General features: G+C 46.5%; 18 protein-coding genes and 2 tRNA genes. 15 read left to right on the plus strand and 5 right to left on the minus strand.

Annotated elements, in window-relative coordinates; genetic code table 11:
• Nucleotides 1-405: 405 nt before the first annotated feature.
• The 8 genes from QYB97_RS17990 (at nucleotide 406) to tsaD (ending at nucleotide 5,976) form a co-directional block, all read left to right on the plus strand.
• Nucleotides 406-1,788, plus strand: a complete 1,383-nt coding sequence (locus QYB97_RS17990) for an amino acid permease (RefSeq protein WP_301167409.1) — start codon at nucleotides 406-408, stop codon at nucleotides 1,786-1,788.
• A 167-nt stretch (nucleotides 1,789-1,955) separates the two neighbouring features.
• Nucleotides 1,956-2,032: transfer RNA gene (locus QYB97_RS17995), tRNA-Met, on the plus strand.
• 39 nt (nucleotides 2,033-2,071) lie between these two features.
• Nucleotides 2,072-2,147: transfer RNA gene (locus QYB97_RS18000), tRNA-Asp, on the plus strand.
• A gap of 215 nt (nucleotides 2,148-2,362) precedes the next feature.
• A complete protein-coding gene (thiL, locus tag QYB97_RS18005; protein ID WP_301167410.1) occupies nucleotides 2,363-3,346 on the plus strand; it encodes a thiamine-phosphate kinase in 984 nt (327 codons plus the stop codon).
• Nucleotides 3,347-3,356: 10 nt separating this feature from the next.
• On the plus strand, nucleotides 3,357-3,812 hold the full coding sequence (gene tsaE, locus QYB97_RS18010; protein ID WP_301167411.1) for a tRNA (adenosine(37)-N6)-threonylcarbamoyltransferase complex ATPase subunit type 1 TsaE: 456 nt from the start codon (nucleotides 3,357-3,359) through the stop codon (nucleotides 3,810-3,812).
• A complete protein-coding gene (gene tsaB, locus QYB97_RS18015) occupies nucleotides 3,809-4,501 on the plus strand; it encodes a tRNA (adenosine(37)-N6)-threonylcarbamoyltransferase complex dimerization subunit type 1 TsaB (RefSeq protein WP_301167412.1) in 693 nt (230 codons plus the stop codon). The genes tsaE and tsaB overlap by 4 nt, the downstream gene beginning before the upstream one ends.
• Nucleotides 4,502-4,510: 9 nt before the next feature.
• On the plus strand, nucleotides 4,511-4,960 hold the full coding sequence (gene rimI / locus QYB97_RS18020; RefSeq protein ID WP_301167413.1) for a ribosomal protein S18-alanine N-acetyltransferase: 450 nt from the start codon (nucleotides 4,511-4,513) through the stop codon (nucleotides 4,958-4,960).
• Nucleotides 4,960-5,976 carry a tRNA (adenosine(37)-N6)-threonylcarbamoyltransferase complex transferase subunit TsaD gene (tsaD, locus tag QYB97_RS18025; RefSeq protein ID WP_301167414.1) on the plus strand — a complete coding sequence of 339 codons (1,017 nt, stop codon included), beginning with the start codon at nucleotides 4,960-4,962 and terminating at the stop codon, nucleotides 5,974-5,976. The genes rimI and tsaD overlap by 1 nt, the downstream gene beginning before the upstream one ends.
• A gap of 307 nt (nucleotides 5,977-6,283) precedes the next feature.
• Here tsaD and QYB97_RS18030 read toward each other — a convergent pair whose 3' ends face one another.
• On the minus strand, nucleotides 6,284-8,221 hold the full coding sequence (locus QYB97_RS18030) for an ABC-F family ATP-binding cassette domain-containing protein (protein WP_301167415.1): 1,938 nt from the start codon (nucleotides 8,219-8,221) through the stop codon (nucleotides 6,284-6,286).
• 233 nt (nucleotides 8,222-8,454) lie between these two features.
• Between QYB97_RS18030 and moaC the strand changes: the two genes are divergently transcribed.
• The 5 genes from moaC to QYB97_RS18055 all read left to right on the plus strand — a co-directional run bounded on the left by moaC (nucleotide 8,455) and on the right by QYB97_RS18055 (nucleotide 12,409).
• Nucleotides 8,455-8,940, plus strand: coding sequence for a cyclic pyranopterin monophosphate synthase MoaC (gene moaC / locus QYB97_RS18035; protein WP_301167416.1), 486 nt, complete (start codon nucleotides 8,455-8,457; stop codon nucleotides 8,938-8,940).
• Between the two features lie 49 nt (nucleotides 8,941-8,989).
• Nucleotides 8,990-9,637: a redox-sensing transcriptional repressor Rex gene (locus QYB97_RS18040; protein WP_301167417.1), complete on the plus strand. Its 648-nt coding sequence runs from the start codon at nucleotides 8,990-8,992 to the stop codon at nucleotides 9,635-9,637.
• Nucleotides 9,638-9,667: 30 nt separating this feature from the next.
• Nucleotides 9,668-9,856, plus strand: coding sequence for a twin-arginine translocase TatA/TatE family subunit (locus QYB97_RS18045; RefSeq protein WP_061975425.1), 189 nt, complete (start codon nucleotides 9,668-9,670; stop codon nucleotides 9,854-9,856).
• Between the two features lie 17 nt (nucleotides 9,857-9,873).
• Nucleotides 9,874-10,644, plus strand: a complete 771-nt coding sequence (gene tatC, locus QYB97_RS18050; protein WP_301167418.1) for a twin-arginine translocase subunit TatC — start codon at nucleotides 9,874-9,876, stop codon at nucleotides 10,642-10,644.
• Between the two features lie 295 nt (nucleotides 10,645-10,939).
• The gene (locus QYB97_RS18055) at nucleotides 10,940-12,409 is read left to right on the plus strand and encodes a protein adenylyltransferase SelO (protein WP_301167419.1); all 1,470 of its coding nucleotides are present in this window, start codon (nucleotides 10,940-10,942) and stop codon (nucleotides 12,407-12,409) included.
• A 46-nt stretch (nucleotides 12,410-12,455) separates the two neighbouring features.
• On the opposite strand, the gene QYB97_RS18060 is transcribed toward QYB97_RS18055, so the two are convergent.
• Entirely contained in the window at nucleotides 12,456-12,656 is a 201-nt protein-coding gene (locus QYB97_RS18060; protein ID WP_301167420.1) for a DUF4305 domain-containing protein, read from the minus strand.
• Nucleotides 12,656-13,369 carry a CPBP family intramembrane glutamic endopeptidase gene (locus QYB97_RS18065; RefSeq protein WP_301167421.1) on the minus strand — a complete coding sequence of 238 codons (714 nt, stop codon included), beginning with the start codon at nucleotides 13,367-13,369 and terminating at the stop codon, nucleotides 12,656-12,658. The genes QYB97_RS18060 and QYB97_RS18065 overlap by 1 nt, the downstream gene beginning before the upstream one ends.
• Before the next feature lie 246 nt (nucleotides 13,370-13,615).
• Between QYB97_RS18065 and groES the strand changes: the two genes are divergently transcribed.
• Both groES and groL read left to right on the plus strand, forming a co-directional pair.
• Nucleotides 13,616-13,900 carry a co-chaperone GroES gene (gene groES / locus QYB97_RS18070; RefSeq protein WP_061975437.1) on the plus strand — a complete coding sequence of 95 codons (285 nt, stop codon included), beginning with the start codon at nucleotides 13,616-13,618 and terminating at the stop codon, nucleotides 13,898-13,900.
• Nucleotides 13,901-13,982: 82 nt separating this feature from the next.
• Nucleotides 13,983-15,623: a chaperonin GroEL gene (gene groL / locus QYB97_RS18075; RefSeq protein ID WP_301167422.1), complete on the plus strand. Its 1,641-nt coding sequence runs from the start codon at nucleotides 13,983-13,985 to the stop codon at nucleotides 15,621-15,623.
• An 86-nt stretch (nucleotides 15,624-15,709) separates the two neighbouring features.
• Here groL and QYB97_RS18080 read toward each other — a convergent pair whose 3' ends face one another.
• Together QYB97_RS18080 and QYB97_RS18085 are read right to left on the minus strand one after the other, a co-directional pair.
• On the minus strand, nucleotides 15,710-16,918 hold the full coding sequence (locus QYB97_RS18080) for a site-specific integrase (protein ID WP_301167423.1): 1,209 nt from the start codon (nucleotides 16,916-16,918) through the stop codon (nucleotides 15,710-15,712).
• Between the two features lie 107 nt (nucleotides 16,919-17,025).
• On the minus strand, nucleotides 17,026-17,265 hold the full coding sequence (locus tag QYB97_RS18085; protein ID WP_301167424.1) for a helix-turn-helix domain-containing protein: 240 nt from the start codon (nucleotides 17,263-17,265) through the stop codon (nucleotides 17,026-17,028).
• Nucleotides 17,266-17,480: the final 215 nt, after the last annotated feature.

Consider the following 17,480-nt stretch of genomic DNA (forward strand, 5'->3'; position numbering starts at 1 on the left):
CCGCAAGTAGCGCAGCGCCAGGGGGACAAACAGTGCCCCAAAGCCCTGAATCAGCCCGCATACCCAGCTCCAGCCACACCCAAAAACCCCTAATTAGTCCTTTTTCTTTTCAAAACACCTAGATCAAGAGAAGAAATATACTGAACATCCTCTAATTAGTTCCTTACTAATATTCAAAATCTCTTCTCAGATACACCTGATCAGACATAAAAGGGGAGCTACTATATTCAATTTTCTTTTTGACCGATAAGCGTATACTTATGAAGGTGGATGTGAACAAAACCTTTATTTATCAAGGGGTAGAACCATATCCTCATTAAATGGCTGGGTTTGTCGAATTACATATAATATGATAGAATTAAGCATGAAAGCGCTTTAATTTGACATCAGGGAGGACATCATGAAATGAAGCAACAAGAGGAACTTCATCGTGGATTGGAATCAAGGCATATTACGCTAATGTCACTTGGCGCCGCAATTGGTGTCGGGTTATTTTTGGGGTCTGCCAGTGCGATTAAGCTCGCAGGACCGGCTATTCTTGTAGCCTATACCATTGCAGGAGCTGTTATGTTTCTTATTATGCGTGCACTTGGGGAGATGGCGATTCATAATCCGGTTGCCGGCTCTTTCAGCCGTTATGCAAAGGATAACCTAGGACCGCTCTCCGGTTATATCACCGGGTGGAATTACTGGTTCCTGTGGGTTGTTACCTGTATGGCCGAAATTACGGCAGTGGGGATTTATATGGAAATGTGGTTCCCGAACGTGCCGAATTGGATTTGGGCACTTGCAGCCCTCGTTATAATGGCTGCTGTGAACTTGATTACCGCAAAAGCATATGGTGAATTCGAATTCTGGTTCGCCATGATTAAGATTGTTGCCATTATTGCATTGATTGTTTCTGGTTTGGGTATTATTATCTTCGGATTCGGAAATCACGGAATTGCAACAGGGATCAGCAACCTCTGGACACATGGAGGGTTCGCGCCAAACGGGTTTAAAGGCATACTGATGTCCATGCAGATGGTCATGTTCGCCTTCCTGGGGATTGAGATGATCGGTATAACTGCCGGAGAAGTCAAGAACCCGAAAAAAGTATTGGCACGGGCCATTAACACCGTGTTCTGGAGAATTTTATTATTTTATGTAGGTGCTTTATTTGTTATCATGTCCATTTATCCATGGAATGAAATCGGGACAACAGGAAGTCCGTTTGTGCTTACATTTGAGAAAATTGGTATCGCTCAAGCAGCAGGTATTATTAACTTTGTCGTGTTAACGGCTGCTCTGTCCAGCTGTAACAGTGGTATTTTCAGCACGGGACGTATGCTGTTTAACCTGGCACAGCAGGAGCAGGCACCTAAAGGGCTGAAAAAGGTCAGCTCCAACGGTGTTCCTTCAAAGGCCATTCTTCTCTCAGCAGGGGCCCTGCTTATTGGAGTAGCGCTTAATTACTTATTTCCGGGGTCATCCGTTTTTGTATGGATTACAAGTATTTCTACATTTGGCGCCATCTGGACATGGGCAACGATTCTGCTTTCCCAAATGAAGTTCAGAAAGTCATTGTCAGCGGACGAGCTTAAAGAATTGAAGTTCAAGACGCCATTCTGGCCATACGGTTCGTATGTTGCTTTAGCTTTCTTGCTGATGGTGATCGGAATCATGGGTTACTTTAAAGATACACGGATTGCACTCATCGTCGGTCCAATTTGGATTATTGGACTTGTCGCCTTTTATTATGGAAAAGGGCTTCATAAAAAGAATAAAGATGAAACAAAAGTGGCATAATAAGAATCAGTTGTGCGCCAGCGATTACGTTGGCGTGCAACTTCCTTAAAGAAAGGGTTGCATAAGATTTAATTACATGGTATATTTATTATTGTCGAATTGGACATACGAAAAACAAGTGAAACAAGCTATGGTGAGTAACATCATCCATTAGTACTTAATATCATCGCGGGGTGGAGCAGTCTGGTAGCTCGTTGGGCTCATAACCCAAAGGTCGCAGGTTCAAATCCTGTCCCCGCAACCAATTTTAATTTCTGACATCACAGTCAAGAAATATAACAATGGACTCGTGGTGTAGCGGTTAACATGCCTGCCTGTCACGCAGGAGATCGCCGGTTCGATCCCGGTCGGGTCCGCCATTTTTCAAACGTAAACGAAACAACTTGTTTCGTGTTTTTTTATGTAAAAATAGGTTTTTTCGGTAAAATAAGATAAACTAATAACAGACACATAACCCTTAGGATTTCCAATGCCTAAGGATTTTTTTTTAATAAAAAAATCATAGGGTTTTTTCATAAGAAAAAAGGTTTTATCAATAAGCCCAAATCGAATTCGCAAAGGACAGGTACATACAATGCGGGATGAGTTTGAGTGGATTAAATCAATCAGTCCGGCTGGCTACCGCCAGTCGTCCGTTATTCAGGGAATAGGTGATGATGCCGCCCTGGTTCGAGGTTCAGCCTGGGACCAGATTGTATGCCTGGACACGATGGTGGAAGGGATACATTTTACGAACCAGACGATGGCTCCTTATCATGTGGGGTACAAGGCGCTGGCTGCCAACATCAGTGATATTGCGGCCATGGGCGGTGTTCCGCTTTACTATCTTGTTTCCATAGCGATTCCGTCCACATGGAAGGAAGAGGGGCTTTCCCAGGTTTATAAAGGGATGGCTGACCTGGCTGAAGCGTATGAGATGGATCTGATTGGCGGGGATACGGTTTCGACCAAAGGACCGCTCGTTTTATCTGTCACGGTCATGGGACAAGTAGAACCGGGCAGAAAACTGCTGAGAAGCAATGCCAAGCCGGGTGACGTAGTGTTTTTATCCGGAACAGTTGGTGAATCCGCAGGCGGTTTGTCGCTTTTGCTGGAACGATCCGTGAAAGGTGAGTTTACTGCTGAAGAAGCACAACTCGTCAAAGCGCACCAGCTGCCCGAGCCTCATGTAGGACCAGGACGGATTTTGGCAGCTTCGGGCAAACGGGTGGCGCTGAATGACATCAGTGACGGTGTGGCGAGCGAAGCAAATGAGATTGCTGAAGCGAGTGGTGTAGTGCTTACCCTTTTTCATGGCAAGCTCTCGAGGAGTTCCGTGCTCCGAATGTACCCCGAAGATCAGCAGGATCAATGGATCTTTTACGGCGGAGAGGATTATAAGCTGATCGGGACGATGTCTCCAGACGACTTTTCTCAGGCAGCGTCCGCATGCGAGAAGACGGGGTATACGCTAACCGTCATCGGCGAGGTTTCCAGCGGGGAGCCCGGCGTGCGGCTTAAACGGGGATCACAGGTGGAACCGCTGCTGAAAGCTGGATACAACCATTTTCATAATTGAGGTGCAGCAAATGGAACAATTAATACTTACCACAGCCTCCCCGGAAGAAACCGCGGAGCTGGCGGAAAAGCTCGGAGCCCTGCTTCAGGCGGGCGACGTTCTGACACTTGAAGGAGATTTGGGTGCGGGCAAAACAACGTTTACCAAGGGCCTTGCCAAGGGTCTCGGGGTCAAACGGGTCGTTAATTCGCCAACCTTCACGATTATTAAAGAATACAAAGGGCGTGTGCCTTTTTATCATATGGATGTATACCGGCTCGAAAACAGTGATGAGGATCTCGGGTTTGAGGAGTATTTTGAAGGCGAAGGAGTGACGGTGGTGGAATGGGCGCAGTTCATTGCCGACCGTCTTCCGGAAGAATTGTTGAATATTGATATCCGGCGTACGGGAGATGAGACAAGGGAACTGAAATTCACTCCTGCCGGTGATCGTTTTATTAAGGTATGTAGGGAGTTAGAAAAATGAAAGCTCTTGCGATCGACACCTCCAACCTCGTAATGGGAATTGCGGTGATGGATGGCGAAAAAGTGGTCGGTGAATATATTACTAATCTGAAAAAGAATCATTCTGTACGGGTGATGCCGGCGATTCACGATGTAATGAAAGAAGCAAACGTCAAGCCTGCTGAGCTCGACCGGATTATTACAGCTAAAGGGCCGGGATCCTATACCGGTGTAAGAATCGGCGTAACAATCGCCAAAACGATGGCCTGGACGCTGAAAAAAGAACTTGCCGGGGTTTCAAGCCTTGAAGTGGTGGCGCAAAACGGCAAGTACTTTGGCGGGTATGTCTGTCCTCTGTTTGATGCCAGACGCACCCAGCTGTATACAGGGCTTTATGGCAATAAAGACGGACAGTTCCAAACCGTAAAAGAAGATCGTCTCGTGCTGCGGGACAACTGGCTAAACGAGCTGAAAAAGCTGGATCAACGGGTTCTTTTTCTCGGAAATGACCTGGATATGCACAGGGAACGGATTGGGGAAGAGCTTGGTGATCAGGCGGTGTTTGGAAGCGCCGCGGACCACAACCCACGACCGTCCGAATTGGGGAGAATCGGTATGGAACGCGAGCCGGAAGAGGTTCACCATTTTGTGCCGAGTTACCTTCAACTTGCAGAAGCGGAAGCCAATTGGCTGGCAGCTCAGAAAAAGTAGGTGCGAAACATGGAGGAGACGTTCACATACAGGTTGGCAACGGTTCATGATCTTCAGGACATCATAGAGATTGAACATGCTTCCTTTACGCTGCCCTGGACACAGGAGGCGTTTTACAACGAGATCGTGCATAATCAATTTGCCTACTATCTGCTGATCGAAGCGGACAGGAGGACGGTTGGCTATTGCGGAGTATGGGTAATCATTGATGATGCGCATATCACCAATGTGGCCATCCGGCCCGAATACCGGGGCAGGAAGCTCGGGGAAGCGATCATGCGCGAGGCGATGCATATGGCCGGAAGGTACGGTGCGGCAAGGTTAAGTCTTGAAGTACGAGTGACTAATTATGTGGCACAGAATTTATACCGCAAGCTGGGTTTCCACGATGGCGGTATTCGAAAAAATTATTACAGCGACAACGGGGAAGACGCGTTGGTTATGTGGGTGATGCTTTAATGAAACAGGATGAAATCATATTATCAATTGAAACGAGCTGTGACGAAACAGCGGTCGCGCTGATCAAAAACGGAACCGAGATACTCGCAAACGTGGTGGCTTCACAGATTGAAAGCCATAAACGGTTTGGCGGGGTCGTTCCGGAGGTGGCATCTCGCCATCATGTGGAACAGATGACGGTTGTGACGGAGGAAGCACTGCAGCAGGCAGGGCTGACGATGGACGATGTGACCGCCGTTGCGGTAACAGAAGGTCCCGGGCTAGTCGGAGCGCTTTTGATCGGAGTGAACGCAGCCAAGGCGCTGGCGTTTGCGCACGGACTGCCATTGGTGCCGGTGCATCATATTGCCGGTCATATTTATGCCAACCGCCTGATTACCGAAATGAAGTTTCCGCTTTTGGCCCTTGTGGTTTCCGGCGGGCATACCGAGCTTGTTCTGATGAAAGAGCATGGATCCTTTGAGGTGATCGGAGAGACGCGGGATGACGCAGCGGGAGAAGCCTACGACAAGGTTGCCCGTACGCTAAACCTTCCGTATCCGGGAGGTCCGCATATCGATAAACTCGCACAGAATGGCGAGCCCGTGCTGAAGCTGCCAAGAGCTTGGCTTGAGCCGGATTCATACGATTTCAGCTTCAGCGGGCTGAAATCGGCTGTGATCAATACGGTTCATAATGCTGCCCAGCGCGGAGAAACGATAAGACCGGAAGATTTAGCCGCAAGCTTTCAGGCTTCCGTCGTCGAGGTGCTTGTGGAAAAGACAGCGCGGGCTGCACGGGAGTATGATGTGAAACAGGTGCTGCTGGCCGGTGGTGTAGCGGCGAACCAGGGATTGCGCAAGACGCTTGAGGAGCGTTTCTCGGATCTTCCCCAAGAGCTTGTCATTCCGCCGCTTTACTTATGCACAGATAATGCAGCGATGATTGGCGCTGCGGGAAGTGTGGCGTATCAAAAAGGCCAAAGAGCCGACTGGGCGCTTAATGGCGTGCCGGGACTCGACTTGGAAGCTCAATAATCAAATAAAAATCCCTTCTCATGAACAGATGAGGAGGGATTTTTTGTGCTCTTTTTTCCTTGCAGGCAAAATTGTGGATGTGGACAAAGTTATCCACAGGGTAGGCAAATATGTGTGTAAATAAAATGAAAGCAGAAAAACCTTATATTTTCTCTGTGTATAAAATACTGTGGATAACTGGCAATACACTTGTGGATAATGTGCATAACTCTGTGAATTGGGGATTTTTATCCTTTTTTCATGTGTATAAGTCTGTGGATACTGTGAATTGTTTAAAAATTAAAGCAATGGCACATGGCCATTGCTTTTAATTCTCTTCCTGTAATTGTTCCCATTCTTCCATCAGCTGTTCCATTTCGCTGCTCAATACTTCAATCTGCTGATTGTGTTCCTGGGTTTTTTCATAATCCTGAAAGATTTCCGGATCGCACAAGGCTTCTTCATGCTCAGCCTGGCGTGCTTCCAGGGTTTCCAGAAGGGCTTCAATTTCTTCAATCCGTCTCAGGCGCTTCCGGTCTTCCCGCTTGGCGGCTTTATCCTGCCGGTAGCTGCCTGCCTCTGGTTCATCCTTTTTAACAGGGTCAGAAGATGCCTGGCTTTTTTTCAGGAACTCTTCCCGTTCTTTTGTTTCTCGTTTCTTATCCACAAAGTAATCGTAGTCCCCAAGATAGCTGGTGATCTGGGTGCGGGACAGCTCGGCGACCTTGGTGGCGATTCTGTTGATAAAGTAACGGTCATGGGAAACAAAGACAATGGTTCCCGGATAGTTTATCAGTGCCTGCTCGAGGACTTCCTTGCTGTCGAGATCCAGGTGGTTCGTCGGCTCATCCAGAAGGAGCAGGTTGGCTTTTTGCATCATCAGCTTGGCAAGGGCAAGCCTTGCTTTCTGGCCGCCGCTCAGCTCGTTGACGAACTTCAGTACATCGTCGCCGCTGAAGAGGAAGTTCCCGAGAATGGTGCGAATCTCTTTTTCCGTTTTGTCCGGATATTCATCCCAAAGCTCATTCAGAAGGGTTTTCCTGGAGTTCAGGTTGGCCTGCTCCTGGTCGTAGTGGCCGATCTTCACGTTGGCTCCGTACCTGATATTGCCTTCAAGAAGCGGAAGCTGTTTTAAAATGGCCTTCAGCAGGGTGGACTTGCCGATGCCGTTCGGACCGACAAGCGCAACGGCATCCTGGCGGGATACATCGTAATTGATGTTCTTGATCAGCGGCACGCCGTCCTCATAGCCGGTCGCCACTTGTTCAAGCTTCAGCACATCATTTCCGCTCTGCCGTTCAATATCAAACATGAAGGAAGCGGATTTCTCATCACCGAGCGGCTTGTCCATCACTTCCATGCGCTCAAGCTGCTTTCTGCGGCTCTGTGCGCGTTTGGTGGTCGAGGCACGGACGAGGTTTTTCTGGACAAAGTCCTGCAGCTTGGCGATTTCACCCTGCTGCTTTTCGTACGCCTTCATGTCGAGAGCGAGACGTTCGGCCTTCTGTTCCAGAAACTGCGTGTAGTTACCTTTATATTTGTATGAACGGTGCCGGGTAATTTCATAGACTCCCGTTACGATTTTGTCCAGGAAGTAACGGTCATGGGATACGAGCAGGATGGCACCGGGATACGACTGCAGGTACTGCTCGAGCCAGGAGAGCGTCTCGATGTCCAGATGGTTGGTAGGTTCATCAAGAATCAAGAGGTCCGGCTTGGTCAGGAGCAGCTTCGCCAGTGCGAGCCTTGTCTTCTGTCCGCCGCTTAATGTAGAGACAGCTGTGGCGGGATCAAAGTCTGCGAATTGGAACCCGTGGAGGACGGTGCGGATTTCCGCTTCATACTGATAGCCGCCCAATTCCTTAAACGTGATCTGCAGCTCGTCGTATTCTTTCAACAGCTTATTGTAGCTGTTTTCGTCTTCAATCAGCGCAGGGTCACCCATGCGGCTTTCCATGCTTCTCAGCTGTTTTTCCATTTTTCTCAGGGGTTCGAACACACTAAGCATTTCATCCCAGATGGAGAGGCTTGATTCGAGACCCGTGTCCTGTGCGAGATAGCCCACCTTCACACCTTTTGGCATAATGAGCTGTCCGGAGTCATAGGACAGGTCACCGGTTATGATTTTCAACAGCGTGGATTTGCCCGCTCCGTTTCTTCCGACGAGGGCAATTCTGTCGCGTGTTTGGACTTCGAGCTTAATATTCGATAAAATAGGGTCAGCCCCAAACGATTTTGCTAAGTCATTCACTTGTAAAATAATCACTGTACGTCACCTCAAATTCCTGTCGACGAAACATCAGGAAACAGACGGGGTGCAATCGACAAAAAATGCACGGGGTTACGCCTGTTTTGCTGTAATCTGTCTACTCTTAGTGTAGCCTACAAAAGCAAAGCCGGGCAACTAATCAATGTTCAACATATTGTTATATATTAAAGAGCAGAAGCAAAGACATTCTATTGTAAGATAGTGTATATTTTAGGAAGAAGGAGTAGGATATGGGATCTTTTACGCATTTTAACGAACAGGGACGAGCAAAAATGGTAGATATATCGGAAAAGGATGTAACGGTCCGCACGGCTGTGGCCCACAGCTCCATTTTTGTGAATCCGGAAATTTACACCAAGATCACCGAAGGCTCTTTCAAAAAAGGAGATGTGCTCGCTGTGGCACAGGTGGCGGGCATTATGGCAGCCAAAAAAACCTCTGACTGGATCCCGATGTGTCATCCGCTCGCTCTTACGGGTGTGGACATTTCTTTTCAGTGGGAAAAAGAGGACGAGGGATACCGTCTGCATATTGAAGCAGCGGTGAAGACAAAGGGCAATACGGGAGTTGAAATGGAAGCCTTGACGGCGGGAAGTGCTGTCGCGCTGACCATATATGACATGTGCAAGGCGGTCGATAAGGGGATGGTCATTGGACCGACTTATCTTCAAAGCAAAACCGGGGGAAAAAACGGGGATTTTCAACGTTCCAAGTAAAAAATATGATAAACTATAGATAAGCTTTCTGAATTGTGGAGGCTACAAGATGACTCAAGAACAGATAAAGATACCGCAAGCAACCGCGAAGAGACTGCCGCTGTATTACCGCTTTTTAAAGAACCTTTCCATTTCCGGAAAGCAGCGTGTTTCCTCGGCAGAGCTCAGCGAAGCAGTAAAAGTAGATTCAGCAACCATCCGAAGGGATTTTTCCTATTTTGGCGCACTCGGGAAAAAGGGATACGGCTATAACGTGAACTACCTGCTATCCTTTTTCCGGAAAACGCTTAATCAGGATGAAGTGACGAAGGTTGCCTTGATTGGTGTCGGGAATTTGGGTACCGCTTTCCTTCACTACAACTTTATTAAAAACAACAATACGGTCATCCAGGTCGCATTTGATGTGGATCCGGACAAGGTTGGCAAGGAAGTAGCGGGGGTTCCTATTCATTCAATCGACAATATGGTAGAAGAGCTTAGGGAAATTGATGTGGAAGTCGCCATTCTGACCGTGCCGGTCGGTGTAGCCCAGCATACGGCGGACAAGCTGGCGGATGCAGGGATCAAAGGCCTCTTAAACTTCACGCCGGCTCGCCTGACATTGCCTCCTGACATCAGGGTGCACCATATTGATCTGGCTGTGGAATTGCAGTCATTGATTTATTTTATGAAGCATTATCCGTCAGATGAAATATAGAAGTTCAAATTACTTGAAGGAGGAACTGGGATGATTGGAACAGGCAGCGCGATTGTGATTGCAGCGGCAGCATTAGTCATGTTTGGACCGAAAAAACTTCCGGAACTCGGACGTGCAGCAGGAAGAACATTAAGAGAGTTCAAGAATGCGACGCAGGGGCTCATGGACGATGATGATAAGAAAGAGAAAGAGTCTTCTAAAACGCACGAACAGAAGTAGCAGTTAGGATGAACATCATGACAGAAAAAAACATGTCGGTCTATGATCATCTGGGTGAATTAAGAAACCGCATCATCATTACGGCGGCTTTCTTTTTTGTCTTCATGGTTGTAGGTCTCTTTTTTGCCAAACCCGTCATTATATACTTGCAAAGTGATCCTGTGGCACAAGACATTCAAATGAACGCCTTCAATCTGACAGACCCGCTGAAAGTGTATTTTGATTTTTCCTTTATCATTGCACTTCTGCTCACGCTTCCGGTAGGACTCTACCAGATATGGGCCTTCATCGGTCCGGGTCTTTTTGAGAATGAAAGAAAGGTTACGCTGTCGTACATACCCATTTCGTTTCTATTGTTCGCAGCGGGCTTGAGCTTTGCCTATTTCATTCTTTTTCCCATGGTGGTTCACTTCATGGCGAACATTGCGGATTCCCTGAACGTTGAAGGGGAGTATGGGATCAACGAATACTTTTCCTTTTTATTCGGGCTTGTCCTGCCGTTCGGGCTGCTGTTTCAGTTCCCGGTCCTCATCATGTTCCTGACGAGGCTCGGTCTGATTACACCAATGTTCTTGCGGAAGATCAGAAAGTTTTCGTATTTCGGCATTCTTGTGATTGCCGGGATCATCAGCCCGCCTGAATTGATTTCACACCTAACCATTACCGTTCCGCTGATCATTCTCTACGAAATCAGCATCATGATCTCGGCCAATGCCTACAAAAAGAGGCTGAAAGCGGAAGAAGAAGCCAGACTTGATCTGGAGCTGAAGGAAACACATCTCGACTAAGGGGTGTGTTTTTTTGTTTAGAAGTGTTGATTAGAGACATTCCGGACGAGAAAATCTTCATTGATAGTTGATTGGAGTGGAAGGTGCGAGACTCCTAAGGGAAGAGCGGGACAGGTGAGACTACAGGCTCACCGCCCGCCCCTAGGAAAGCGAGCAGCCTGGAACGGAAATCAACCACTCCCGGGTGTCGATCATGATTGAAAAGGGAATACTTAGAAAATGACCCTTATGAATGGACACATGGAGCGAGTTTACTGATAATGAAAGACAAACCAGAAGAAGAGAAGGCGATACGATGACACAAGAAAAAGTAAATGCTGCTGGCTGGAAGTTGGAAAACAGTTACGCCGAATTGCCGAAAGCATTTTTTTCCCTCATCCAGGTCAACCCTGTGGAATCACCTGAAATGATTGTTCTGAACCATTCGCTGGCGGAGTCTCTTGGGTTGAACGCCAGGGCGCTTGAAAGCGGGGAAGGGGTTAAGGTTTTTGCCGGAAATGAGGTTCCTGAAGGATCGGTGCCTCTCGCTCAAGCGTACGCCGGGCATCAGTTTGGAAACTTTACGATGCTTGGGGACGGACGCGCTCTGATGATCGGTGAACAGATCACGCCTGACGGAGAGCGGTTTGATATCCAGCTGAAGGGTTCTGGTAGGACGCCTTACTCCCGTGGAGGAGATGGACGGGCGGCGCTCGGGCCGATGCTGCGTGAATACATTATTTCTGAAGCGATGCACGGGCTTGGCATCCCGACGACCCGCAGCCTGGCGGTTGTTACGACAGGGGAGCCGGTTTACCGTGAAACCCAATTGACAGGAGCGGTTATGACACGTGTGGCGGCGAGCCATCTTCGGGTGGGAACGTTTGAATACGGTGCCAATTTTACCGAAAAGGAAAACTTGCAGGCATTGGCCGATTACGCGATTGAACGCCACTATCCGGAGATTAAAAAGGATAAAAATCCGTATATCTCCCTGCTTCGGGAAGTGCAGAAGCGCCAGGCAGCCCTTATTGCCAAATGGCAGATGATCGGATTTATCCACGGGGTGATGAATACCGACAACATGACGATCAGCGGTGAAACGATTGACTACGGTCCTTGTGCGTTTATGGATACGTACAATCCGGCGACTGTCTTCAGTTCGATCGATGTGCAGGGCCGTTATGCGTATGGGAACCAGCCGCCAATCGCGGGATGGAATATTACCCGCTTTGCGGAAGCTCTTCTGCCCTTGTTTCATGATAATCAGGAGAAGGCGATTGAGCTGGCGCAGGACGTGCTTTCGGACTATCCGCTCGCGTTTAATATCGCCTGGGTGAAGGGTATGAGGTGTAAGCTCGGTTTGTTTAATGAAGAGGAAGCGGATGAAGCCTTGATTCTCGATCTGCTGAAAATCATGAACAAAGAGAAAGCGGATTATACGAACACGTTCCGCGCTCTCACCCTTGATGACCGTAAATTCTCCCTGTTTGTCTATCAGGATTTTCAGGAATGGGAGAAACGCTGGCAGGAACGGCGCACAAGGCAGCCGGAATCTGACAAAGAGTCGAAAGACCTGATGTGCAAGCACAACCCAGCCATCATTCCGCGAAATCACCGGGTGGAAGAAGCTCTTTTGGCAGCAGAAGAAGGAGATTTGAGCGTGATGGAGAAATTAGTATCTGTAATGAAAAATCCATTTGCCTATTCGGATGAGCAGGAGGAATACAGTGCACCGCCGCCTCCATCCGAAGCCATAAACTACCAGACATTTTGCGGAACATGATCATAAAAAAATCCGGCTGAGACATGAACGTCCAGCCGGATTTCTTTTACTTCTTGTATTTTTTTATGTGGCGGTGCAGCCGGAAGTATTTGATCGCATTGGCGAAATCAAATGTGGCCACAAGCATGGTAATGAGTGTCCAGATCCCGGTAACGCCGTATTCCGTTGAATAGTGGATGGCGAGCCAGGTAAATAGAATACCCATAACCGTGTACAACCCGCCCATAAAAAATGGTGATGTTTTCATTAGAAAAGTCCCCCAATAATCATCTGCATTTTCTCGGCCTTATCCTGTAAGTCATTGATCTTGTCAGCGAATATCACCTGAACAAGCATCACGAGTGTATTCATTGAAACATGGGCGACAATGGGAACGAGCAACCGTTTTGTTTTTACATACAAAAAAGCAAAGACAAAGCCCATGGCTGTATAAACGAGCAGGTGGGTAAAATCGAAATGAACGGCTGCGAAAATTAGGGAACTAATGATAGCAGCAATCACAAAGTTAAATCGCCTATACAGACTGCCAAAAATTATCTTACGGAAAATTATTTCTTCTAAAATCGGTCCTGCGATCGAGGTAACAATCATAAAGTAGGGAGTGGCCTTGGCAATCTTGACAAGCATCTCGGTATTTTCCGATCCCTGCTTGATGCCAAACACGTTGATTTCAATGATACCGGCAACAATCTGTGCACCGTAGGCTAGGAAAATTCCCCCGATGGCCCACTTGACTGCCGATGCCCCTGAAACGCGGCCGCCCCGAAGCGCCGGGTCTTTCATGTCAGGAATGAGCAGCAAGAGCACAATCACGAGGGCAACAAGAAAGCTGATGGTCCCCCAAAGGCCGGCCCATTGTTCCCGCGGAACGTTCATCGAGTTCATGATCGGGTAGCCGATATAGCCCGAAAGCTGCATCAGGATATAAGTCAGTACGATCCATAAATAGCGCTTCGTCAATGTAGAATTTCTCCTTTAGTCAAGTTCAGTTGGTCATGTTTTCAGCATGCCCATGTATCTATTTATTCTAACATAGATTGCTTGAAAACATGGCATGATACCCCTTTCAGAAATTTTTTGGGAATTTTTAAGGTGATGCTTGCAATGTGGAAAAAAATTATTTAATATAGGAAATGGAGTTAGCACTCAGTAAATCAGAGTGCTAATAATATAAAACTTTCTAATATTTTGAGGAGGGTGTTTCACTTGTTAAAGCCACTAGGTGATCGTATTGTGATTGAGCTTGTAGAAGGTGAAGAAAAGACTGCAAGCGGGATCGTTTTACCAGACTCTGCAAAGGAAAAGCCGCAAGAAGGCAAAGTCGTTGCAGTAGGAACAGGCCGCGTAACTGAGCAAGGAGAACGCGTAGCACTAGAAGTCTCTCAAGGAGATTCTATTATCTTTTCAAAATACGCAGGAACTGAAGTGAAGTATCAAGGTAAAGAGTATCTTATCCTTCGCGAAACTGATGTATTGGCTGTAATCGGCTAATCTAAAGAAAACTACAAAATGAATAGCTACATAGTGTAGCTTTAACCAAAAACGTTAACTAAAAAATAGGAGGGTTTTACACATGGCTAAAGACATTAAGTTCAGTGAAGACGCTCGTCGCGCAATGCTTCGCGGTGTGGATGCACTAGCAAACGCAGTAAAAGTAACACTTGGACCAAAAGGACGCAACGTGGTTCTTGAGAAGAAATTCGGTTCACCTCTTATTACAAACGATGGTGTAACTATCGCAAAAGAAATTGAGCTTGAAGATGCTTTCGAAAACATGGGTGCAAAGCTTGTTGCTGAAGTAGCAAGCAAAACAAACGATGTTGCCGGTGACGGAACTACAACAGCGACTGTTCTTGCTCAAGCAATGATCCGTGAAGGATTGAAAAACGTAACTTCCGGCGCTAACCCAATGGTTCTTCGCAAAGGAATCGAAAAAGCAACTGCAGTAGCCGTTCAAGAGCTTCAAAAGATCTCCAAGCCAATCGAAGGCAAAGAGTCTATCGCACAAGTTGCTGCCATCTCTGCTGCTGACGAAGAAGTTGGCCAATTGATCGCTGAAGCAATGGAGCGCGTAGGTAACGACGGTGTTATCACCATCGAAGAATCTAAAGGATTCACGACTGAGCTTGAAGTGGTTGAAGGTATGCAGTTCGACCGTGGATATGCATCTCCATACATGGTAACCAACTCTGACAAGATGGAAGCAGTTCTTGAAAATCCATACATCTTGATCACTGACAAGAAGATTACAAACATCCAGGAAATCCTTCCTGTACTAGAACAAGTGGTACAACAAGGCAAGCCATTGCTATTAATTGCTGAAGATGTTGAAGGTGAAGCTCTTGCTACATTAGTAGTAAACAAACTTCGCGGAACATTCAACGCTGTAGCGGTTAAAGCTCCAGGATTCGGTGACCGTCGTAAAGCTATGCTTGAAGACATCGCGATCCTTACTGGCGGTGAAGTAATCACTGAAGAACTTGGTCTTGACCTTAAGACTGCGAATATTGGACAGCTTGGAACAGCTTCTAAAGTGGTTGTTACAAAAGAAAATACAACCATCGTTGAAGGTGCTGGCGAGTCTTCCAAAATTGCAGGCCGCGTAACTCAAATCCGTGCTCAATTGGAAGAAACAACTTCCGAGTTCGATAAAGAAAAACTTCAAGAGCGTTTGGCTAAGCTTGCAGGCGGCGTAGCGGTTATCAAAGTTGGTGCAGCTACTGAAACTGAGCTTAAAGAGCGTAAGCTTCGCATTGAAGATGCCCTTAACTCTACTCGTGCAGCAGTAGAAGAAGGCATCGTATCCGGTGGTGGTACTGCGCTTGTAAACGTGGTTCGTGCCCTTTCTTCTCTTGAAACCGTTGGGGACGAATCTACTGGTGTGAAACTTGTTCTTCGTGCATTGGAAGAGCCAATCCGTCAAATCGCACACAACGCAGGTCTTGAAGGATCTGTTATCGTTGAGCGCTTGAAAAACGAAGAAATCGGCGTTGGTTTTAACGCAGCGACTGGCGAATGGGTAAACATGTTCGAAGCCGGTATCGTTGACCCAACTAAAGTAACACGTTCTGCACTTCAAAACGCAGCATCCGTATCTGCTATGTTCTTAACAACAGAAGCAGTAATCGCTGACAAACCAGAAGAAAACGCTGGTGGCGCAGGCATGCCTGACATGGGCGGCATGGGAATGGGCGGAATGGGCGGCATGATGTAATTATCGCCCAAACCCCTTGATATATGAGGGTTTGAGGAAAGTGTGGAGTGCAATGCTAACATCTTGCTAACATTTCTCTCCTAAAATTAGAGGTTTCTCATGAGTTGTGCAAACTTATGAGAAGCCTCTTTTTTCATTTCTTTTGTTACATGGAGATAGACGTTTTTCGTTGTGGCATCGTCACAGTGGCCTAACCGATCCATAATCTCTTCCAAGCCTACTTTTGCTTCCGCTAACAATGATGTATGTGTATGGCGCAAAGAGTGAGGAGTGAGTTCTGAATTTAAGCCAGCCAACTTTAGCAGCCGTGCCATTCTGTTTTCTACAGTCTTGACGAAAATAGGATAGCCAGGTTGTTTTTCTTTCTTGGCAAAAATGAATCCTTCGTCGAAATATGATTCACCAAAGTATTCCTTAACTTTTTTCTGTTCTAGCATGTGCGTTTTGAGGGTGGAAATTACTTCTTTATCTACTACAATGGTCCTTTTAGATTTTCTGGTCTTGGGCGGTACTAATTGATATTCCAGCGTGTTGTTCGTCGGATTGTAATACGTTTTCGTGATATAAATGGTGTGTTCCTCGAAGTCAATGTCTTTCCATTTTAGAGCCACCAGCTCACCAGCACGCATCCCTGTGTAGGAAAGGGTAAGAAAGATTAGATAATCTAAATCTAAACCTTTTTGAGCAGCTGTTTTCAAAAGTAAAGCGAGATCCTCCTTCTCCATATATTTAGGGATTTCTTGTTCCTCTAATTCCTCAATGGTTTTTCTGTCTTTCTTCAGGTAAGCGAATTCCGTTGGATCACTTTTAATCATCCGCATCTCAATGGCCTTCTTGAAAATCATTCTGCCCGTGCGGTGTACACCATCTAACGTGTTGTCAGCATACCCTTTCTCTTTTAAAGCATTTAAAGCATCTTGATACCTTTTAGCTTTGATGTCCTTGAGCTTTAAGAGAGAGAAGTATGGCAGCAACTTGTTTATTTCATGCTGCCTAATACGAATAGTCCCGGGCTTAACGCTGTTCTTCTCACTGTACATACTAAGCCATTCATTTGCGAAATCTTTAAATATAACACTCGCCTCATGTACATAAACTCCTTGATTAAGTTCGTAGATGAATTCGGTAGCAGCTTTTTCAGCTTCTTGCTTAGTTTGAAATCCTCCCTTCGTCTTTTGCTTCCTTCTGCCGGTAGAGGGATCTCTCCCGATGTCGATTACGAAGCTCCAAGTAGATCCACAAGTGCAACGTTTTTTATTGCAAGTGCAGCCTCTTCGGTAAAAATGTCCTTTCATTTTCTTTAGACCTCTTTTCTTGGTGAAATGATTTTGCAATGGTTATCTATTATTTCCACTGCATACGTAGCAAATACGTTGGGTCTATTTAATAGCTTTTGCTACATTTAAACTGCGTGGGTCGAACTTTTCTTTTTCTTTTGAGCTGCAATCCATATTTCCAAGTCTGCCTTCTCTACACGTTTTGAAGCACCGATCTCAAAGTTAGGGATGCCACCGTGCTCTACATCCAGTTTGAATAGTTCGTAGACCGTTTTTCTTGAGATGCATAGGAACTCGGCAATGTGAGCCGCTGTTAAAGCATCAGGTAGAGATCCCCAAGTTAAATATTGTTTTGTTTTATTCAAAGTAAACTCCTCCAAATTGGCTTTGTATATATTTCTGTACTTTGTCCATACTTATAATGTTTTTCTGTTTTTTATCCATATTGGTATACCAATGTGGATGAATTACCGAACAATAGTTTAAGAAAAGCCCTGCTTACAGGGCGTTTGTTAACTCATTATGGATTTGCTTTTAGTGAAAAAACTACTTTCGATATTGCATCCAAACTCATCAAATA

It is taken from the genome of Fictibacillus fluitans, from assembly GCF_030418125.1.
Taxonomy (GTDB): Bacteria; Bacillota; Bacilli; order Bacillales; family Fictibacillaceae; genus Fictibacillus_C; species Fictibacillus_C fluitans.